At 70.3% G+C, this 16,896-nt stretch carries 19 protein-coding genes; 10 read left to right on the forward strand and 9 right to left on the reverse strand.

The window, feature by feature from the left end:
* The first annotated feature begins 605 nt into the window (after positions 1-605).
* Both ACIA73_RS27425 and ACIA73_RS27430 read left to right on the forward strand, forming a co-directional pair.
* The gene (locus ACIA73_RS27425) at positions 606-815 is read left to right on the forward strand and encodes a hypothetical protein (RefSeq protein WP_399441406.1); all 210 of its coding nucleotides are present in this window, start codon (positions 606-608) and stop codon (positions 813-815) included.
* A gap of 1 nt (position 816) precedes the next feature.
* Positions 817-2,052, forward strand: coding sequence for a tyrosine-type recombinase/integrase (locus ACIA73_RS27430; protein WP_399441407.1), 1,236 nt, complete (start codon positions 817-819; stop codon positions 2,050-2,052).
* A 78-nt stretch (positions 2,053-2,130) separates the two neighbouring features.
* Here the strand turns inward: ACIA73_RS27430 and ACIA73_RS27435 are convergent, their stop codons facing one another.
* Positions 2,131-2,892: a phosphoglyceromutase gene (locus ACIA73_RS27435; protein ID WP_399441408.1), complete on the reverse strand. Its 762-nt coding sequence runs from the start codon at positions 2,890-2,892 to the stop codon at positions 2,131-2,133.
* Positions 2,893-3,069: 177 nt separating this feature from the next.
* Here ACIA73_RS27435 and ACIA73_RS27440 point away from each other — a divergent pair, with 177 nt between their 5' ends.
* The gene (locus ACIA73_RS27440) at positions 3,070-4,344 is read left to right on the forward strand and encodes an MDR family MFS transporter (protein WP_399441410.1); all 1,275 of its coding nucleotides are present in this window, start codon (positions 3,070-3,072) and stop codon (positions 4,342-4,344) included.
* A 123-nt stretch (positions 4,345-4,467) separates the two neighbouring features.
* Here ACIA73_RS27440 and ACIA73_RS27445 read toward each other — a convergent pair whose 3' ends face one another.
* Together ACIA73_RS27445 and mshA are read right to left on the reverse strand one after the other, a co-directional pair.
* Positions 4,468-4,974 carry a YbjN domain-containing protein gene (locus tag ACIA73_RS27445; protein ID WP_399441411.1) on the reverse strand — a complete coding sequence of 169 codons (507 nt, stop codon included), beginning with the start codon at positions 4,972-4,974 and terminating at the stop codon, positions 4,468-4,470.
* Positions 4,967-6,319: a D-inositol-3-phosphate glycosyltransferase gene (mshA, locus tag ACIA73_RS27450; protein ID WP_399441412.1), complete on the reverse strand. Its 1,353-nt coding sequence runs from the start codon at positions 6,317-6,319 to the stop codon at positions 4,967-4,969. Before mshA ends, ACIA73_RS27445 begins: the two co-directional genes overlap by 8 nt.
* Positions 6,320-6,530: 211 nt before the next feature.
* On the opposite strand from mshA, the gene ACIA73_RS27455 reads away from it, so the two are divergent.
* The 3 genes from ACIA73_RS27455 (at position 6,531) to ACIA73_RS27465 (ending at position 11,168) form a co-directional block, all read left to right on the forward strand.
* The gene (locus ACIA73_RS27455; protein ID WP_399441413.1) at positions 6,531-7,379 is read left to right on the forward strand and encodes a class I SAM-dependent methyltransferase; all 849 of its coding nucleotides are present in this window, start codon (positions 6,531-6,533) and stop codon (positions 7,377-7,379) included.
* A gap of 324 nt (positions 7,380-7,703) precedes the next feature.
* Positions 7,704-8,777 (forward strand): NlpC/P60 family protein, encoded by a 1,074-nt coding sequence (locus ACIA73_RS27460; protein WP_399441414.1) that lies wholly within the window; start codon positions 7,704-7,706, stop codon positions 8,775-8,777.
* A gap of 906 nt (positions 8,778-9,683) precedes the next feature.
* Positions 9,684-11,168, forward strand: coding sequence for a SpoIIE family protein phosphatase (locus ACIA73_RS27465; RefSeq protein ID WP_399441415.1), 1,485 nt, complete (start codon positions 9,684-9,686; stop codon positions 11,166-11,168).
* 96 nt (positions 11,169-11,264) lie between these two features.
* Here ACIA73_RS27465 and ACIA73_RS27470 read toward each other — a convergent pair whose 3' ends face one another.
* The 3 genes from ACIA73_RS27470 to ACIA73_RS27480 all read right to left on the reverse strand — a co-directional run bounded on the left by ACIA73_RS27470 (position 11,265) and on the right by ACIA73_RS27480 (position 12,875).
* Positions 11,265-11,603 (reverse strand): DUF2516 family protein, encoded by a 339-nt coding sequence (locus ACIA73_RS27470; protein WP_399441416.1) that lies wholly within the window; start codon positions 11,601-11,603, stop codon positions 11,265-11,267.
* A gap of 184 nt (positions 11,604-11,787) precedes the next feature.
* Positions 11,788-12,363 carry a hypothetical protein gene (locus ACIA73_RS27475; RefSeq protein ID WP_399441417.1) on the reverse strand — a complete coding sequence of 192 codons (576 nt, stop codon included), beginning with the start codon at positions 12,361-12,363 and terminating at the stop codon, positions 11,788-11,790.
* Between the two features lie 23 nt (positions 12,364-12,386).
* Positions 12,387-12,875, reverse strand: a complete 489-nt coding sequence (locus tag ACIA73_RS27480) for a helix-turn-helix domain-containing protein (protein ID WP_399441418.1) — start codon at positions 12,873-12,875, stop codon at positions 12,387-12,389.
* 260 nt (positions 12,876-13,135) lie between these two features.
* On the opposite strand from ACIA73_RS27480, the gene ACIA73_RS27485 reads away from it, so the two are divergent.
* Positions 13,136-13,804, forward strand: a complete 669-nt coding sequence (locus tag ACIA73_RS27485) for a GNAT family N-acetyltransferase (RefSeq protein ID WP_399441419.1) — start codon at positions 13,136-13,138, stop codon at positions 13,802-13,804.
* On the opposite strand, the gene ACIA73_RS27490 is transcribed toward ACIA73_RS27485, so the two are convergent.
* Both ACIA73_RS27490 and ACIA73_RS27495 read right to left on the reverse strand, forming a co-directional pair.
* Positions 13,752-14,039: a hypothetical protein gene (locus ACIA73_RS27490; RefSeq protein WP_399441420.1), complete on the reverse strand. Its 288-nt coding sequence runs from the start codon at positions 14,037-14,039 to the stop codon at positions 13,752-13,754. The genes ACIA73_RS27485 and ACIA73_RS27490 overlap by 53 nt on opposite strands.
* A gap of 86 nt (positions 14,040-14,125) precedes the next feature.
* Positions 14,126-14,536: a VOC family protein gene (locus ACIA73_RS27495; protein ID WP_399441421.1), complete on the reverse strand. Its 411-nt coding sequence runs from the start codon at positions 14,534-14,536 to the stop codon at positions 14,126-14,128.
* Positions 14,537-14,668: 132 nt separating this feature from the next.
* Between ACIA73_RS27495 and ACIA73_RS27500 the strand changes: the two genes are divergently transcribed.
* The 3 genes from ACIA73_RS27500 (at position 14,669) to ACIA73_RS27510 (ending at position 16,249) form a co-directional block, all read left to right on the forward strand.
* Entirely contained in the window at positions 14,669-15,298 is a 630-nt protein-coding gene (locus tag ACIA73_RS27500; RefSeq protein ID WP_399441422.1) for a glyoxalase, read from the forward strand.
* Positions 15,299-15,399: 101 nt separating this feature from the next.
* Positions 15,400-15,774 carry a helix-turn-helix transcriptional regulator gene (locus tag ACIA73_RS27505; protein ID WP_399441505.1) on the forward strand — a complete coding sequence of 125 codons (375 nt, stop codon included), beginning with the start codon at positions 15,400-15,402 and terminating at the stop codon, positions 15,772-15,774.
* 10 nt (positions 15,775-15,784) lie between these two features.
* Positions 15,785-16,249 carry a VOC family protein gene (locus ACIA73_RS27510; protein ID WP_399441423.1) on the forward strand — a complete coding sequence of 155 codons (465 nt, stop codon included), beginning with the start codon at positions 15,785-15,787 and terminating at the stop codon, positions 16,247-16,249.
* A gap of 40 nt (positions 16,250-16,289) precedes the next feature.
* Here ACIA73_RS27510 and ACIA73_RS27515 read toward each other — a convergent pair whose 3' ends face one another.
* Positions 16,290-16,784, reverse strand: a complete 495-nt coding sequence (locus ACIA73_RS27515; protein ID WP_399441424.1) for a cupin domain-containing protein — start codon at positions 16,782-16,784, stop codon at positions 16,290-16,292.
* Between the last annotated feature and the right edge of the window lie 112 nt (positions 16,785-16,896).

The following is a 16,896-nucleotide window of genomic DNA, read 5'->3' on the forward strand; positions in this document are numbered from 1 at the left end:
GCGGGGAGAAGTCCCCAACCGGGTCCCCGGCCTGGGTCCCCCGCAACGACCTGCGAAAACACCCCTCCAGGGACCCCAGGGACCCCGGGGAACCCACCTCCCGGAACGCCCAGAAAACCCTCTGAAGGGCACCTGGGGCCCCCTTCAGGTCCCTCCCCGAAGGGCTCTAGCGCTAGGTGGCACGACCTATAGCGCTAGAGCCCCCGATAGCACCCCAACCGGTCCGTGATCAGGGCGCTAGCCGCTAGAACCCCACCAGCCCGGACCCCGTACACCGGTCCGATCCGAGCCACGGGACCCCCCGGTATGCGTCGCTAGCGCTGGCGGCGCCCCCGCTAACCGTTAGCGACCCCGCTAGCGACCGAAACGCCGAACTCCCGAGAACGGGCCCACGGCACCGTACGAGGGTCCGCCCCGGGGTCGCTGCCGATAGCACCCCACCCCGCTATCGATAGCACCCCCGCTAGCACCCCAAAACCCCATTGATCAGGCCCTTAGCAGATAGCGGGCCTGGCCCCGCACACCCCAAAACCGGGCCACAGCGCCGTTTCGACGCCTCCGGGCCGCGCTATCACCCCACCTCGCGACAGGGAGATCCCACCCCGATGTCCATCCACCTCGAAGACCGCTGGTTCCGCCGGCCGACCCCCGGAGCCGAACGCGCACCCACCAACCGACACGGTCGCGGCCCCCGCTACCGCGCCCACTTCATCCACCCCGACGGCACCCGCACCGCCAAGACATTCCACCGCCGCCGCGACGCCGAACGCTGGCTCGTCCGCACCGAAGTCCACCACCTCCTGAACGGAAGCTGACATGGCAGGCCACATCTTCGACCGCTGGTTCAAGACCATCACGGACGCCAACGGGAAAACTGTCCGCGTCAGGACCGACCGCTACGGCGTCGGCCTGCGCTACCAGGCCCGCTACGTCGGCCCCGACGGCAACCGCAAGAACAAGTCCTTCCCCGACGGACAGAAGCGTCTCGCCGAGGAGTGGTTGAACGGGATCAAGGCTGACGTCGCCCGCGGCGACTTCATCGACCCGAGCGCGTCCCGGAAGACCTTCCAGGCGTTCGCGGAAGAGTGGCTCATGAGCCAGAGCGGCGACCCCAACACCCGAGCGTCGATGGAATCTCAGCTCAAGCTGCACGCCTTCCCGCGCATCGGGTCCCGTCAGCTCGGTTCGTTCCAGCCGAGCCACATCCGAACGTTCGTGACGCAGCTCGAAGAGACCGGCATGTCCGGCTCGTACGCCCGCGTCATCTTCTCCAACGTCCGCGCCGTGCTCTCCGCCGCCGTTGAGGACGGATGCGTACGCCGAAACCCTTGCCACTCCCGCACGGTGACCCCGCCGGCCATGGGCGCGCGCCGTGTCGTCCCCTGGGAGCCTGAGCGCGTCTTCTCCGTGCGTGCCGCCATGGTGGAGCGCTTCCGCTCGATGGTGGACGTAGGTGCAGGATGCGGCATGCGGCAAGCGGAGATCCTCGGCCTGAGCGTTGAGGACATCGACTTCGGCAGCGGGACCGTCCACGTGGTGCAGCAACTCAAGCTGAGCTTGAGCAAGGCCGTGTTCGCTCCGCCAAAGGGCGGCAAGCTCCGTGACGTGCCGCTGCCCGATCCTGTGGCTGACGCGCTCAAGGAACACATCAAGCGGTTCCCTCCCGTGGAAATCACGCTCCCGTGGATGCGAGCGAACGGCCAGCCGGTGACCCGGCGGCTCATCTTCTCGGGCCCCAACGGTGGGCACGTCTGGCGTACGTCCCTGAATGAGGACCACTGGAAGCCCGCGCTCGCGAAGGCGGGCGTCATCCCGAAGGCCAAGAGCCGCGAGCACGCCGCCGCCCGCGAGCACGGCATGCACGCCCTCAGGCACTTCTACGCGTCCGTTCTCCTCGATGCCGGGGAGAGCATCAAGGTCGTGGCGGAGTACCTGGGTCACTCGGACCCAGGGCTGACCCTGAAGGTGTATGCACACCTCATGCCTAGCAGTCGAGACCGGGCCCGCGATGCTCTCGGCAAGGCACTCCGACCGCAGGACCCCCAGGTCTGAGGTTCCAGAGGGGTCCCGAGACATGAAAAAGCCCCTGACCCGCGCTTCCCGCGCAGGTCAGGGGCATGATCACGGAAGCTACTTCTTCTTGCCCTGGTTCTTGACCGCCTCGATGGCCGCGGCGGCCGCGTCCGGGTCGAGGTACTTGCCGCCCTTGGTGACGGGCTTGAAGTTGGCGTCGAGCTCGTAGTAGAGCGGGATGCCGGTCGGGATGTTCAGGCCGGAGATCTCGTCGTCGGAGATGCCGTCGAGGTGCTTGACCAGGCCGCGCAGGCTGTTGCCGTGCGCGGCGACCAGGACGGTCCTGCCGTCCAGGAGGTCCGGGACGATGCCGTCGTACCAGTACGGCAGCATGCGCTCGACGACGTCCTTGAGGCACTCGGTGCGCGGGCGCAGCTCCGAGGGGATGGTCGCGTAGCGGGGGTCCTCGGACTGGGAGAACTCGGTGCCGTCCTCAAGGACCGGCGGCGGGGTGTCGTACGAGCGGCGCCACAGCATGAACTGCTCCTCGCCGAACTCGGCGAGGGTCTGCGCCTTGTCCTTGCCCTGGAGTGCGCCGTAGTGACGCTCGTTCAGGCGCCAGCTGCGGTGCACCGGGATCCAGTGGCGGTCCGCGGACTCCAGTGCGAGCTGGGCGGTGCGGATCGCGCGCTTCTGGAGCGAGGTGTGCAGTACGTCGGGGAGCAGACCGGCGGCGGTGAGCAGCTCACCACCCCGTACGGCCTCCTTCTCGCCCTTTTCGGTGAGGTTGACGTCCACCCAGCCGGTGAACAGGTTCTTCGCGTTCCATTCGCTCTCGCCGTGGCGGAGGAGGATCAGCTTGTACGGTGCGTCGGCCATGCGTACGAGCGTAATGGACATTCGGGGTGCCTCGCGCGCGCACGCGGGCGGGGAGGGAGAGGGAGTGGATTGACGGCTGCCGTCAATCGAGTGGCGCGCAGGTCACGGACGTATGTAAGTTGCGCCTGTCGCTTGAGCCACTTACATCCCTGGGGGGATCCGATGTCCGTTGCGGGGATGTCCGCCGCTGGTCTGAGACGTGCCGTACGAGAGAGCGTGTCCGGCCTGCCGCGTGAGTTCTGGTGGCTCTGGACCAGCACCCTGATCAACCGTCTGGGCGGGTTCGTCGCCACGTTCATGGCGCTCTACCTGACCATGGAGCGCGGCTACTCGGCCACGTACGCCGGTCTGGTGGCCGCACTCATCGGGCTCGGCGGCGTGGTCTCGTCGATCGGCGGCGGGGTGATGGCCGACCGGCTCGGCCGTCGGCCCACCCTGCTGATCGCGCAGACCGCGACGGCCGTGTCGATCGCGGTGCTCGGTTTTATGGAGCACCCGGTGGCGATCGCCGCGATGGCCTTCGTGGTCGGGATGGCGACCAACGCCTCACGGCCCGCCGTACAGGCGATGATGGCCGACATCGTGAAGCCCGAGGACCGGGTCCGGGCCTTCTCGCTCAACTACTGGGCGATCAACCTCGGTTTCGCGGTCTCGGCGGCGGCGGCCGGTTTCATCGCCGAGTACAGCTATCTGGCCGGGTTCCTCGGCGAGGCCGTGATGACGCTGGCCTGCGCGGTCGTGGTCTTCGTGAAGCTGCCGGAGTCGCGCCCGGTACGCACCGAGTCGCAGAAGCGCGCCGAACCGGAGATCGGTATGGGGTCGGTGCTGCGCGACGGCCGCTTCATGGGGGTCGTCGGGCTGTCCTTCGTGGTGGCGCTGATCTTCCAGCAGAGCTCGGTGGGGCTGCCGGTGGCGATGGGCGCGGCGGGGCTGAGCAGCTCGGAGTTCGGGCTGGTGGCAGCCGTGAACGGGGTGCTGATCGTCGCTCTCCAGATCCCGGTCACCCGCTTCATCGAGCACCGGGACCCGCGCCGGCTGCTGATCATCTCGTCGGTCCTCGCGGGGTACGGGTTCGGACTGACCGCCTTTGCGGGGTCGGTCGCGCTGTACGCGATGACGGTCGTGGTGTGGACGCTGGCGGAGATCGTCAACGCACCGACGCAGACGGGGCTGGTGGTGCAGTTGTCTCCGACGCATGGGCGCGGGCGCTACCAGGGGATGTACTCGTTGTCCTGGTCGGTGGCGGCGCTGGTCGCTCCGCTGATGTCGGGGCAGATCATCGACCGGTTCGGGGCGGACTGGCTGTGGGGGACGTGTGCGGTGCTGGGGACGGTGGCGGCGGTGGGGTATTGGGTGTTGATGAGAAATTTGGGGCGGGGCGGCGTGGTTGAGGGGGTTCCTGTGCGGGAGGAGCCGGTGGCGGGGGCCGGGGAGGTCGCGCGGGTGGCGTGAGGTGGGGTGGCGCGGGACCGGGGTGGGTGGGGTGGGGTGCGACTCCGTGAGGGACCGCCCCCTTGCCCGCCCCCCCGGGGGGGGGCGGGCCCGTCGCCCAAGGGGTAACGGGGGCGGGGGGCCTCAGCTCTTGGGGTGGGTCAGGTGGGTGAAGGCGTCCAGGTTCCGGGTGGATTCGCCTCGGGAGACGCGCCAGGCGTACTCCTTGCGGATCGCGGTGGCGAAGCCCAGTTCGAGGAGGGTGTTGAAGCTGCCGTCGGCGGCTTCGAGGACCGAGCCGAGAAGGCGGTCGATCTCGTCGGGGGTGACGGCGGAGAGCGGGAGCTTGCCCGCGAGGTAGATGTCACCGAGGGAGTCGATGGCGTAACTCACGCCGTACAGGCGGAGGTTGCGCTCCAGCAGCCAGCGGTGGACGCCCTCGTGGTTCTCGTCCGGGTGGCGGATCACGAAGGCGTTCAAGGACAGCGAGTGCCGCCCCACGATCAGCGAGACCGTCGTCGACAGCTTCCGCGTGCCGGGCAGCTTCACCACGTACGAGCCGGTCTGCGGGCTCTCCCACTCCAGCTCCGCGTCCTTCAAGGTCGCTTCGAGAATGTCCCGTATGCCCGGTGTTCCAGCTGTCTCAGCCATGGTGCGAGCGTACGTGACGGCGATATTCGTGCATCGCCGCCGTATAGACGTCCGAGGTCGCGGACGCCGCCGTGTCCCAGCCGAAGGCCTGCGCGTGCCGGGCGGCGGCCTCCCCCATCCGGGACGCGCGCTCCGGGTGGTCGATGAGCCGGCGCAGCGCCCGCGCGTACGCCGCCGGGTCGTGCCCCTCGATCAGGAATCCGGTCGTCTCGTCGCGTACGGCGACGGGCAGGCCGCCCACCGCCGCCGCGACCACCGGAGTACCCGCCGCCTGCGCCTCGATCGCCACCAGCCCGAAGGACTCGCTGTACGACGGCATGACCAGGACGGACGCCGCCCTGAACCACTCCGCGAGCCGGTCCTGGCCGACCGGCGGCCGGAACCGTACGACATCGGCGATCCCCAGCCGCGCCGCCAGCTTCTGCAGCTTCTCCGGCTTGGCCATGCCGCTGCCGCTGGGCCCGCCGACGACCGGGACGACGAGTTTGGAGCGCAGCGAGGGGTCCTCGGCGAGCAGCACGGCGACCGCCCGCAGCAGCACGTCCGGTGCCTTCAGCGGCTGGATCCGGCCGGCGAAGAGCGGAATGAACGCGTCCTGCGGGAGGCCGAGGCGTTCGCGCGCCGCCGCCCGTCCGTCCGCCGGGCGGAAACGTTCCAGATTTACGCCGGGGTGGACGACCGCGACCCGGGCGGGATCCGCCTCGTAGAAGCGGACCAGTTCGTCCGACTCCTCCTCGGTGTTGGCGATGAGACGGTCGGCGGCGCGGACGATCTGGGTCTCGCCGATGACACGTGCCGCGGGTTCCGGGGTGTCGCCCTCGGCGAGCGAGGCGTTCTTGACCTTGGCCATGGTGTGCATGGCGTGCACCAGGGGGACGCCCCAGCGTTCGGCGGCGAGCCAGCCGACGTGGCCGGAGAGCCAGTAGTGGGAGTGGACCAGGTCGTAGTAGCCGGGGCGCTGGCCGGCCCAGGCCTGCATCACTCCGTGGGTGAAGGCGCAGAGCTGGGCGGGCAGCTCCTCCTTGGCGAGGCCTTCGTAGGGGCCGGCGTCCACGTGGCGGACGAGGACGCCGGGGGCCAGTTCCACCCGGGGCGGGAGGCCGCCGGTGGTGGCCCGGGTGAATATCTCGACTTCGATGTTGATGGCCGCGAGGCGCTTGGCGAGCTCGACGATATAGACGTTCATTCCGCCCGCGTCGCCGGTGCCGGGCTGGTGCAGCGGTGAGGTGTGCACGCTGAGCATGGCCACCCGGCGGGGTTTGCGCGGAGCGCTGCCCGGGAGCCACAGGCGCGGCGGGGCCGCCGCGGCCAGTGTGCCGGTGAGTCGGGAGACGGAGCGGCTCACGTCGACGGTCCTCCTCGACTGGGGCGGGGATGTGCTTGCGGGCATGCCGGAGACGGGCGTCGAGCCCTTCCGAAGGGGGAGAACAGCGGAATACCGCGGTCCATTTCCAGTTTGCCAAATCATTACGTTGCGCTGGGGGAATCAGGGGCCGGAATGGGGGTGGAGGTGGGCTCGCCCCTCTCGCCGCCCACGTCCCCCTTACGCTCTTTTCATGGCTTCCCGCACCTCCCCCTCGCGCCCGGTCGGCGCCGTCACCCGCGGGACCACCAACCCGAACCGGCTGCGCCGGATGGACCGCTGGATCGCCGCCGTGCACGGCCCCGAGCTGCTGCGTACGCCCGGTGCCGTCGCGGTGGACCTCGGTTATGGGGCTGCGCCCTGGACGGCCGTGGAGCTGCTCGGCCGACTGCGGCGGGCGGCGCCCGGTGTCGAGGTGGTCGGTATTGAGATCGAGCCCGCGCGGGTGACGGGCGCGAAGCCGTACGAGCGGGAGGGCCTCACCTTCCGGCACGGCGGCTTCGAGGTGCCGCTGGACGGGGGCCGGCGGCCGATGCTGATCCGCGCGGCGAACGTCCTTCGACAGTACGACGAGGAGCAGGTGGCCGCCGTCTGGAAGCGGCTCTGCGACCGGCTCGCTCCGGGTGGGCTGCTGGTGGAGGGGACCTGCGACGAGATCGGGCGGCGGCATGTGTGGGTGGCGCTGGGGGCCCAGGGGCCCCGGACGGTGACGTTCGCGACCCGGTTGGGGTCGCTGGACAAACCCTCCGACCTGGCGGAGCGGCTGCCCAAGGCGCTGATCCACCGGAATGTGCCGGGGGAGCCGGTGCACGCGTTCCTGCGGGACTTCGACCGGGCGTGGGCGGCTTCGGCGCCGTTCTCGTCGCTGGGGGCGCGCCAGCGGTGGATCCGCGCGGTGCGGGAGCTGTCGGCGGACTGGCCGGTGACCGGGCCGCACGGGGTGGGCGGGCATGCGGCCGCGGACGGGGAGCGGCGGTGGCGGCAGGGGGAGGTCACGGTGCGCTGGGAGGCGCTGGCGCCGCGGAACACCTCGTACCGGTAAGGGATACGGGGTGCGCGGAAGGCCACGTACCGGTGACGAGGCGGGGTGGAAGGCCACGTACCGGTGAATAACGGTGGTCATTGAGGGAGTTGGGGGAATTCGGGGAACGGGATGTGGATCTCGTTCGTCGGACGGGTGTGCAGGAAGGAGCCGGAAGGTTCTTGGGGGTTGTGAGGGGATCCGGTTGCCACCTCTGTCGCTTTTGCGGCGGGCGTGGCAGCATCACCGCTGCATCACCAAGTTACTGACGGTAAATCAGATGTGACCCAGCTGCGGCCTCGCTCGACCAGGGGTGGCCATGACGACTTGTTCCGGGGGGAGCTCATGAACCGACGTCGACGCGTGACGACCGCCATAGCGCTGGTCTGCGCCCTGAGTGTGCTGGTGCTGCCGGGACAGGCGTCCGCCGAGCCGCTGCCACCGGCCCCGCCCGGGAGCGGGAGTGGGCCCGTGGGTGATGCCGACAAGAGCCTCGACCAGGTACGAAGAGAGATAAACGACCTGTATCGCAAGGCGGCCGTCGCCACCGACGCGTACAACCTCGCCGAGGACCAGGCGCAGAGCCAGTCCGGCGAGATCGTGAAGCTGGCCCGGGCGATAGTGGCGGGCGAGCAGCGGATCGAGAAGCTCAAGGACCGCCTCGGTGCGCAGGCCCGCGCCCAGTACCGGACCGGCGGGATGCCGGCGAGCGCCCATCTGATGCTGAGCGGCAACCCGGACATGTTCCTCAAGGGCGCCGGCCAGCTGAAGCAGGGCCAGCAGGCGGTCAAGCGGATGCTGGGTGAAATGACCCGCACCCAGGAGGACTTGCGGACGTACTCCCAGGACGCGAGCGGTCAGTGGCAGAAGCTGGAGGCCAACCGCAAGCGCAAGGAGAAGGCGCAGAAGGAGATAAAGAAGCAGATCGACGCCGCCGAAAAGCTGGAGACCCGCCTGGAGAGCAAGGAGCGCGAGCGCCTGCTCGAACTGGAGCGGGACGAGCAGTACCGCTCGCAGACCGCCTGGCTCAACTCCGGCGCGCTGAAGGGCGGCAAGGGCGGCGCGGCCACCTCCCAGGGACAGCGGGCGATCTCCTACGCCACCGGCAAGATCGGCAGGCCGTACGTCTGGGGTGCGGAGGGCCCCGACGCCTTCGACTGCTCGGGCCTCACCCAACAGGCGTGGTCCGCGGCGGGCCGCCCCATACCCCGCACCTCCCAGGAACAGTGGCGCCTGCTCCCCAAGGTGTCCGTCTCCCAGATGCGGCCCGGTGACCTGATCGTCTACTTCTCCGACGCCAGCCACATCGGGATGTACATCGGCGACGGAGCCATCGTCCACGCCCCCCGCCCCGGCCGGAACGTGACGATCGCCGGCGCAGGGTCCATGCCCATACTGGGCGTGGTCCGCCCGGGCTGACCACCGGGGGCACGGGGCAGCGCCACCGTGCGGCTACCGCCACGCGCCCGCCCCCTCCAGGGGGCACCGGGTCTGTCTCCCTGTGCGGCTGCCACCAGGCGGCCGCGCCCTCCAGGGGGCGCAGGCCTGTCTCCCTGTGCGGCTACCGCCACGCGGGCGCGCCCTCCCACTGCTGGCCCCCTTCCAGGGGCGCGGGGAACTGCGCGACCAGCCCCCCACTCACCTGCCACTCACCCACCCACCCCTGGAGGGCCCGCCACCTCGCCGGGGTCTGGGGGCTCGCCCCCAGTTTCGGGAAGGGGCGGGGTGGGGTGAAGCCCCGCGCAGCGGGCCTCCTCCCCGGGGAGCGTGACCGGGACCGGGGCGGGCCGGGACGGCAAGGGTGGCGACTCCGTCGGGGGCCGCCCCCTTGCCCGCCCGTCCCGCCCCCGGGGGGCGGCCCCGCCGCCCAAGCGGGCGGGGGTAACGGGAGGAGGGGGCGGCCCCGTCGCCCCAGCGGGCTACCAGGAGTGAAGGGGTGGGCGGCCCCGTCGCCCAAGCGGGCTACCGGGAGTGAAGGGGTAGGCGGCCCCGTCGCCCAGGCGGGCTACCAAGGGTGGGAGGGCGGCGGCTCCGTCGCCCCAGCGGGCTGGGGTGGCGGCACGGCAAGGGGAAGCGAGTCCTTGGACGAGGCCCGCCCCCGCAGGGGTGATCTTTGTCATGGGAGGGGTGGGTGGGGTTCGCCGCCTGATGCGTGCCTCGACGCGGCATATGCCTGGTCGTCGCCGGGTGAACACCCCCGCATATGACCGGGGCGGATTCGTGAACGGCATTCCGTTGCGGCGCCGCATACCGCTAAGGTCCCCGTTTGGCGGGGCGCCACTCGGCGTCCCACCACGCCCTCGGGGGGAGGGAAGGAACAAACCGATGCCCGTACCCGTACCGCGGCAAAAAGCAGTGCCTGCCGTGGAAAGCGGTCAGGCCGGCCCGCACGACGACTTTCACGACACTTTCCACGACCAGGTGCAGCAGCCCCACCATCAGCCGACCGACCTCACGCTGCTGGTGATCGAGCACGACCCGGCGGACGCCTTCGCCGTGTCCGACCTGCTCGCCGCGACCGACGGCACCAAGGTGCGCATCCGCACCGCCCGCAACCTCACCGAGGCCGGGCGGCTGCTCACGGATGACGTGCACTGCATCCTGCTGGACCTGGACCTGCCGGGCTGCGGCAGCTGCCCCGGCTGCCAGGAGGACGCCGAGAGCGCCGCCGCGGGCGAGGGACCCGCGCTGGGCGCGCTCGGCGACGTACTGCGGATGGCACCCGACCACGCCGTGCTGGCGCTGACCCCGCCGGACCGGGCGGAGCAGGCGGCGGCCGCGGTGCGGGCCGGAGCGCAGGACTACCTCTTCCGCGACGAGCTGGACGGCCGGCTGCTGAGCCGTGCCATCCGGTACGCGGTGGAGCGCAAGCGCGCCGACACCGCCTCCTACAAGCTGGCCGAGTCGCGCCTGCACGCCCAGGAGAACGCCCGGCTGGAGCGCGGCCTGCTGCCGACCCCGCTCCTCGAAGGATCGGACCTGCGGTTCGCCACCCGCTACCGTCCCGGACGTTCCCGCGCCCTGCTCGGCGGCGACTTCTACGACACCGTCCGCACCCCGGACGGCACCGTCCACGCGATGATCGGCGACGTCTGCGGCCACGGCCCCGACGAAGCCGCACTCGGCGTTCAACTGCGCATCGCCTGGCGGGCATTGACCTTCGCCGGGCTGTGCGGCGACGAACTCCTCTCCACTCTCCAGCGCGTCCTGGAGCACGAGCGGGAGAGCGAGGAGATCTTCGCGACCCTCTGCACCGTCGACATCGCCCCCGACGGCCGCCGGGCCGGACTCTGCCTGGCAGGCCACCCCGCCCCGCTGATCGCCAGGCAGGGCCGCCCGGCACAGCTGATGCCGTTCGACGACGGCGGCCCGGCGCTCGGCCTGCTCCCCCGCGCCCGCTGGCCGCGCCAGCAGGTCGAACTGGGCGGCACCTGGAGCTTGTTGATGTACACCGACGGCCTGATCGAGGGCCGTGTCGAGGGCAGCGAGACCGGCCGGCTCGGCCAGGACGGAATGGTCGCCATGATCAACCGTCAACTGGACGAGGGCCTGCGCGGCGAGGATCTGCTGGACGCCGCCGTCACCCGGGTCCGCGAACTCAACGGCGGCGAGCTGACGGACGACGTGGCCGTCCTGCTCCTCGACCGCGACAGGGACCGGCCGGGCGGAAGCACCGCGCGCAAGGGGACTGCCGGCAAGGCGGCTGCCGGCAACGGGACCGCGGGCAACAGGGCTGTCGGCTACAGCCCCGCCGCCTCCCGCCGCAAGGGCTCACGACCGACCATCCCGACTCAGCGCCCGCCGACGTAACGGGCCGACGTAACGGCATGACGGCTACGGCCGAACGCCGCCCCCGGTAACGCCTGCACCTGCGACCGCACCTGCGGCCGCGCCCGCGGCTACGGCTCAGCGCCCGCCGTTGTAGGGCCCGTACGGTCCGTCGCTGCTGCTGCCCCCACGGCGTCCGCCGCCGCCGGAGACCTGCCGCAGCGCGGGCCGCACGTCCACCAGGAAGACGATCGAGGCGACCAGACCCGCGATCTGCAGGAACAGCATCGGCACCACCAGGTTCACCACGACCGTGATGCCGAGAATGATCAGCCAGAAGTTCTTCGACTGCTTGTCGGCGGCCCGATAGGCGTCCGCACGCGCGGTCGCGGCAAGGATCAGCGCGGCCACCGCCGTCACGATGAACACCAGGCCGACCACGACCACCAGCAAGCTATCGAATCCCGAACGCAACATTCCGAGCACCGCCTCATCAGGGTTGACCGCCTACCGACCGCCTCGCCCAAGGTACCGAAACGACGGACCGGACGCCTTTACGGCGACCGGCCCGTCGCATCGGACCGTACGGGCGATTCCAGGCACTCACCGCGCCCGAGCAACGCCTACTCCACTCCGACTTCTTCCACCTGTACCGCTACTTCTACTTCTCGTCGGCCGCCGCAGCCGTCTTCTTCGCCGCGGGCTTGCGCGCCGGCTTCTTCTCCGCCGGAGCAGCCTCGGCCTGAGTGGCACCAGGCGCGTCGGCCTTCGGCTCCGGGTCAGGCGCGTCGGCCTTCGGCTCCGGGTCAGGCTCGACCGCCACCGCGATCTCGTTGATCTCCTCGGCGGCCTCGCCGCGCCACTGCTTCACGGCTTGCTCGCCGTGCTCGGCGACCTTCTCGTACGTCTCCCGGGCCTTGACCGCGTACTCGGCGGCCACGCCCACTCCACGCAGAGCCAGATCCTGGGCGGTCTCGCCCCACTTCTTCAGATCCGTGTCGAAGGATCCGACCGCCTCGGTGAACTTCGCCTGAAGGGTGGCCTGCGCCTCCTTGGCCTGCGAAGTCACCTTCTCCTGCACGGCCTTGGGGTCGGTCTGCCGGACCTTCTCGAAGCGCTCCGGCGCCTCGTCGGCAAGCTTCTTGGCCTGCTGCACGGCGAGATCGGCCGTACCGGCGAAGAAGTAGAGGGGGGTCGGGTCGGCGAGGGTCTTGCGCAGGTCATCGCTGATGGCCATAACTGTGGTCCTCCCGGATCGCATCAGTGTGAGGGTGGGGTGGCACCACTGCCCGGGCCGCCATCGGCCCCGGAAGCTTCCCCGGTATCCGTTACGTCTACGTCGTTGTCCTGCACGCCCTCGCCGCCCGCCGCGTCCCCCGCGGCGGCCGTCGTCTCCGCCGCTTCCGCGGCGTTCTCCTTGCGGAAGGACTCGTAGATCTGGAGCAGCACCTGCTTCTGCCGCTCGTTGATCGAGGGGTCGGCCAGGATGACGGCGGGCGTCTCCAGCTCGTCCCGGTCCTTCTCGTCAAGGATTCCGGCCTGCACATACAGCGTCTCCGCCGAGATCCGCAGCGCCTTCGCGAGCTGCTGCAGGATGTCGGCGCTCGGCTTGCGCAGCCCGCGTTCGATCTGACTGAGGTACGGATTGGACACCCCGGCCGCTTCGGCGAGCTGCCGCAACGAGAGCTGCGCATTGCGCCGCTGCTCGCGCAGGTACTCCCCGAGGTTGCCAACGTTCAGTGATGCCATGCCCCCGATGGTGCACCCCTCTTGCTAACTTTTGCAAGCGCCTGCTTGCAAAAGTGTTCCAGCGCACACAGCCCTGACGGAAGGCCGGAGGTACCGGCAGACGCACGCCTCACCCTTCCCCGCACGAGGCAACTCGCCTTTGGCAGAGGTGAGTTGAGGCATTCCTTACGGCGTCCGTGACACACTGCGCGCATTCGGCGCCGCCCGACGGGAATGACGCACGACGGGGATGGCGTCTACGGGGATGACGCCCGACGGGGATGACGGTCTACAGGGATGTGGTGAGTGTGATGGAGGTCCGTAGCTTCGCGGAGTCCGACCGTGCGGAGCTGCGCGCGCTGTCGGTCCGGGCCGGGGAGGGCTCCCCCACCGCCTCGCTGTGGGGCCACCCGGAGTCGGAACAGTCCATCTACCTCGACCCGTACATGGACCTGGCGCCCGACACCCTCTTTCTCGCCGTGCGGGACGGGGCACTGGTCGGGTACCTCACCGGCTGCCCCGACGGCACGAAACTCCCCGGCGAGAGCGAGCTGATCGACGCGGCCATCCGCAAGCACCGGCTGATGCGCCGCCCGGTGGCCCGCGCCTTCTTCGCCCGCGCGATGTTCGACAGCGCGGCCTCCGCGCTGCGCCGCAGGCCCACCGCGGGCGAGTTCCATGACGGCCGCTGGCCCGCCCATCTGCACATCAACGTGGCGCCCGAGGCGCGCGGCACCGGGGCCGCCGACGCCCTGATGAACCGGTGGCTCGACCACCTCAGGGCGGCCGGCTCCCCCGGCTGCCACCTTCAGACCCTGGTCGAGAACCCCCGCGCGGTCCGTTTCTTCGCGCGCATGGGGTTCACCGAGCACGGAGCGGCCCCGCTGGTGCCCGGCCTCAGGTACGAAGGCCGGAAAGTGCACCAGCGGACGATGGTGCGGGCACTCTGAGCAGGGCTTGTTCGGTACGGCGCCGCCGCACATAGGTGTAGGGGCTCTCGCCGTACTCCCGCAGGAAGTCACGGCCCAGCTCCCCGGGCGTCATGCCCGCGTCGCGGGCGAGGGCGAGGACGTCCAGCGGACGCGCCAGCTCCCGTTCGAGCCGGTCGCGGACCCTTCGCAGCCGTACGAGAGCGTGCAGGCGCTGCGCGGCGATGCGGGCGAGCGCCCAGGCGGGATTGCACATGAAGTCGGGCTCCTGACCGGTGACGTAAGAACTCGAAAGTGGACCGACGGGGCTGGGCAGGACCCGGGGAGGGTCAACTGCCGCTGTCAGGAGACCTCCTGAATGCGGATCAGGTTTCCGGCCGGGTCCCGGAAGGCGCAGTCCCGGATGCCGTACGGCTGCTCCGTCGGCTCCTGCACGACCTCCGCGCCCGCCGCCTGCACCTTCGCGAAGGCGGCGTCCAGGTCGGTGCTGGCGAGCAGGATCCAGCCGTACGTGCCCTTGGCCATCATCTCGGTGATGGTGCGGCGTTCCGCGTCGTTGATGCCGGGGTCGGCGCCGGGCGGCGCGAGCAGGATCTGGGTGCCGGGCTGTCCGACGGGCCCGACCGTGATCCAGCGCATCTTGCCCTGGCCGACGTCGCTGCGGACCTCGAACCCGAGGGCGTCCCGGAAGAAGGCGACGGACGCGTCCGGGTCGTCGTGCGGCAGCGCGCTCGTGTGAATGGTGATGTCCATGCCGGTCAGGCTAGGCCGGGGGGCGGGGCCGCGCTTCTCGAATCCTGATGAGGTGAGGGAGCGGTTGCGCGCCGTACGACCGGTCATTTTCGGAGAAGCACCGGCCACCGGCCCCGGCCTAACTTTCTCGGCATGAACCTCATCGACGCAGTCATCATCGAAGCGACCGACACCGCCGCCGCCGAAAGCTTCTACGCCACCGCCTTCGGCCTCGACTCCCAGCAGATCCGAGTGCGTGCCGCCCAGGCACCCAGCACCGGCTTCCGGGGCTTCTCCCTCGCCCTCACGGTGGCCCAACCGGCCGACGTGGACAGCCTGTTCGCCTCCGCCGTCGAAGCCGGCGCCACCGTCCTCAAGCCCGCGGTCAAGGGCCTCTGGGGGTACGGCGGAGTCCTCCGCGCCCCCGAAGGCACCATCTGGAAGATCGCCACCTCCGCCAAGAAGAACACCGGCCCCGCCACCCGGCACATCGACGAGATGGTCCTGCTGATCGGCGTCGCGGACGTGGCCGCAACCAAGAAGTTCTACGTCGAGCGGGGCCTGACCGTGGGCAAGAGCTTCGGCAGCAGGTACGTCGACTTCGAGGGCGCCCCCGGGCACCTCAAGCTGGCGCTGTACCGGCACAAGGCCCTGGCGAAGGAAGTGGGGGTGTCGCCGGAGGGCAGCGGGTCGCACCGGATCGTGCTCGCCATGGGCGACGAGGGCTTCAGCGACCTGGACGGCTTCGTCTGGGAGGCGGCGGCGACCGCGTCCGCCGAGTGACGGCGTTGGGCTGCCGCGGGCGGGGGCACGCTGTTACGTTCGTCTGCGTGGCCCCCGTACCCCTGGAAGACCTCGTCCGGCTCCGGCGCGCACGCGACCGGATGGACCGGGATTACGCCCAACCGCTGGATGTGCCCGCGCTGGCGCAGGACGCCCTGATGTCCGTGGGGCACTTCCAGCGCAGCTTCCGCGCCGCGTTCGGCGAGACCCCGTACAGCTACCTCATGACCCGGCGGATCGAGCGCGCCAAGGCGCTGCTGCGGCTCGGGGAGATGTCCGTGACGGATGTCTGCATGACGGTCGGAGCCACCTCGCTGGGGTCGTTCAGCAGCCGGTTCACCGAATTGGTCGGTGAGAGCCCGAGCGCGTACCGGGCCCGGGACCACGGGGAGAGCGCGGCGATCCCGGCCTGTATCGCCAAGATCCACACCAGGCCGGTCAGGAACGGAGAAGCGAAGAAGAGCGCCGGCTCCTAGCGTGGAGCACATGGAAAACAACGGCACGAACCCGGACAGCACCACCCACTCCGACAGCTCCACCCTCACCCTCGCGCAGTGCTTCATCGCGGTCGACGACCCCGAGAAGGCACTCGGCTTCTACCGCGACGCACTCGGCCTCGAAGTGCGCAATGACGTCGGTTACGAGGGGATGCGCTGGCTGACCCTCGGGTCCCCGTCCCAGCCCGACGTCGAGGTCGTCCTCGAACCGCCGCTGGCCGACCCCAATGCCTCCGAGGCCGACCGCAAGGCCGTCTCCGAGCTGATGGCCAAGGGCATGCTCCGCGGCGTGATCTTCCGTACCGACGACGTGGACGCGGCCTTCGAGCGGATCCGCGCGGCGGGCGGCGACGTCCTCCAGGAGCCGATGGACCAGCACTACGGCGTGCGGGACTGCGCCTTCCGGGACCCGGCGGGCAACATGATCAGGTTCACCCAGCCGCGCAAGCAGTGATCATTCCCTTCTTCGCGGGGGCCCTGCCCACCACCGTGTGTCAGCGCGCGGTTGCCAGGGCCTCGCGCCACACCGGGCTGTCGACGTAGTGGTTGTCGTACAGCTCGGAGGAGGCCTTGATCTCCTGCGGGTCCGCCTCGCCGCGCACCACCCGGCCGAGCAGCCGGAGGTAGTCGAAGCGGGGCATGCCCGGGGTGAAGACGAAGAGGACGTCGGCCGTGCAGCCGGGGGCGGCCGCGAAGGCGTGCGGGGTGTGCGGCGGCACTTCGAGGAAGTCGCCCTTGTGCAGGGTCTGGATCTCGTCGCCGATGAGGACCTGGAGAGCGCCGTCGATGACGAAGAACAGCTCGGAGGCACGGGTGTGGAAGTGCGCGGGGGCACCGACAGCGCCGGCCGCGAAGGTGGAGCGGTAGCTGGTGACCGTCGCGCCGTCGGTGCCGCAGTCGGCGAGCAGGGTCATCACGCTGCTGGGGTCACTGGTGGTCTCGGCGGTGGCGGCGCGGGTGAGAAGGGCGCGGGGGGTGGTGGCATTCATGAGTAACTCCCAGGTGGCGGGCCGTTTCGCGGCCCTCGTCGTTGCCTTGTGAGAATAACTCTAGGGAGTGGATAGACCCGTGAAGGGGTGCACTTAACGGTAGGTTTGAAGG

The sequence above is a fragment of the Streptomyces sp. NPDC051561 genome (assembly GCF_044454195.1).
Lineage (GTDB): Bacteria > Actinomycetota > Actinomycetes > Streptomycetales > Streptomycetaceae > Streptomyces.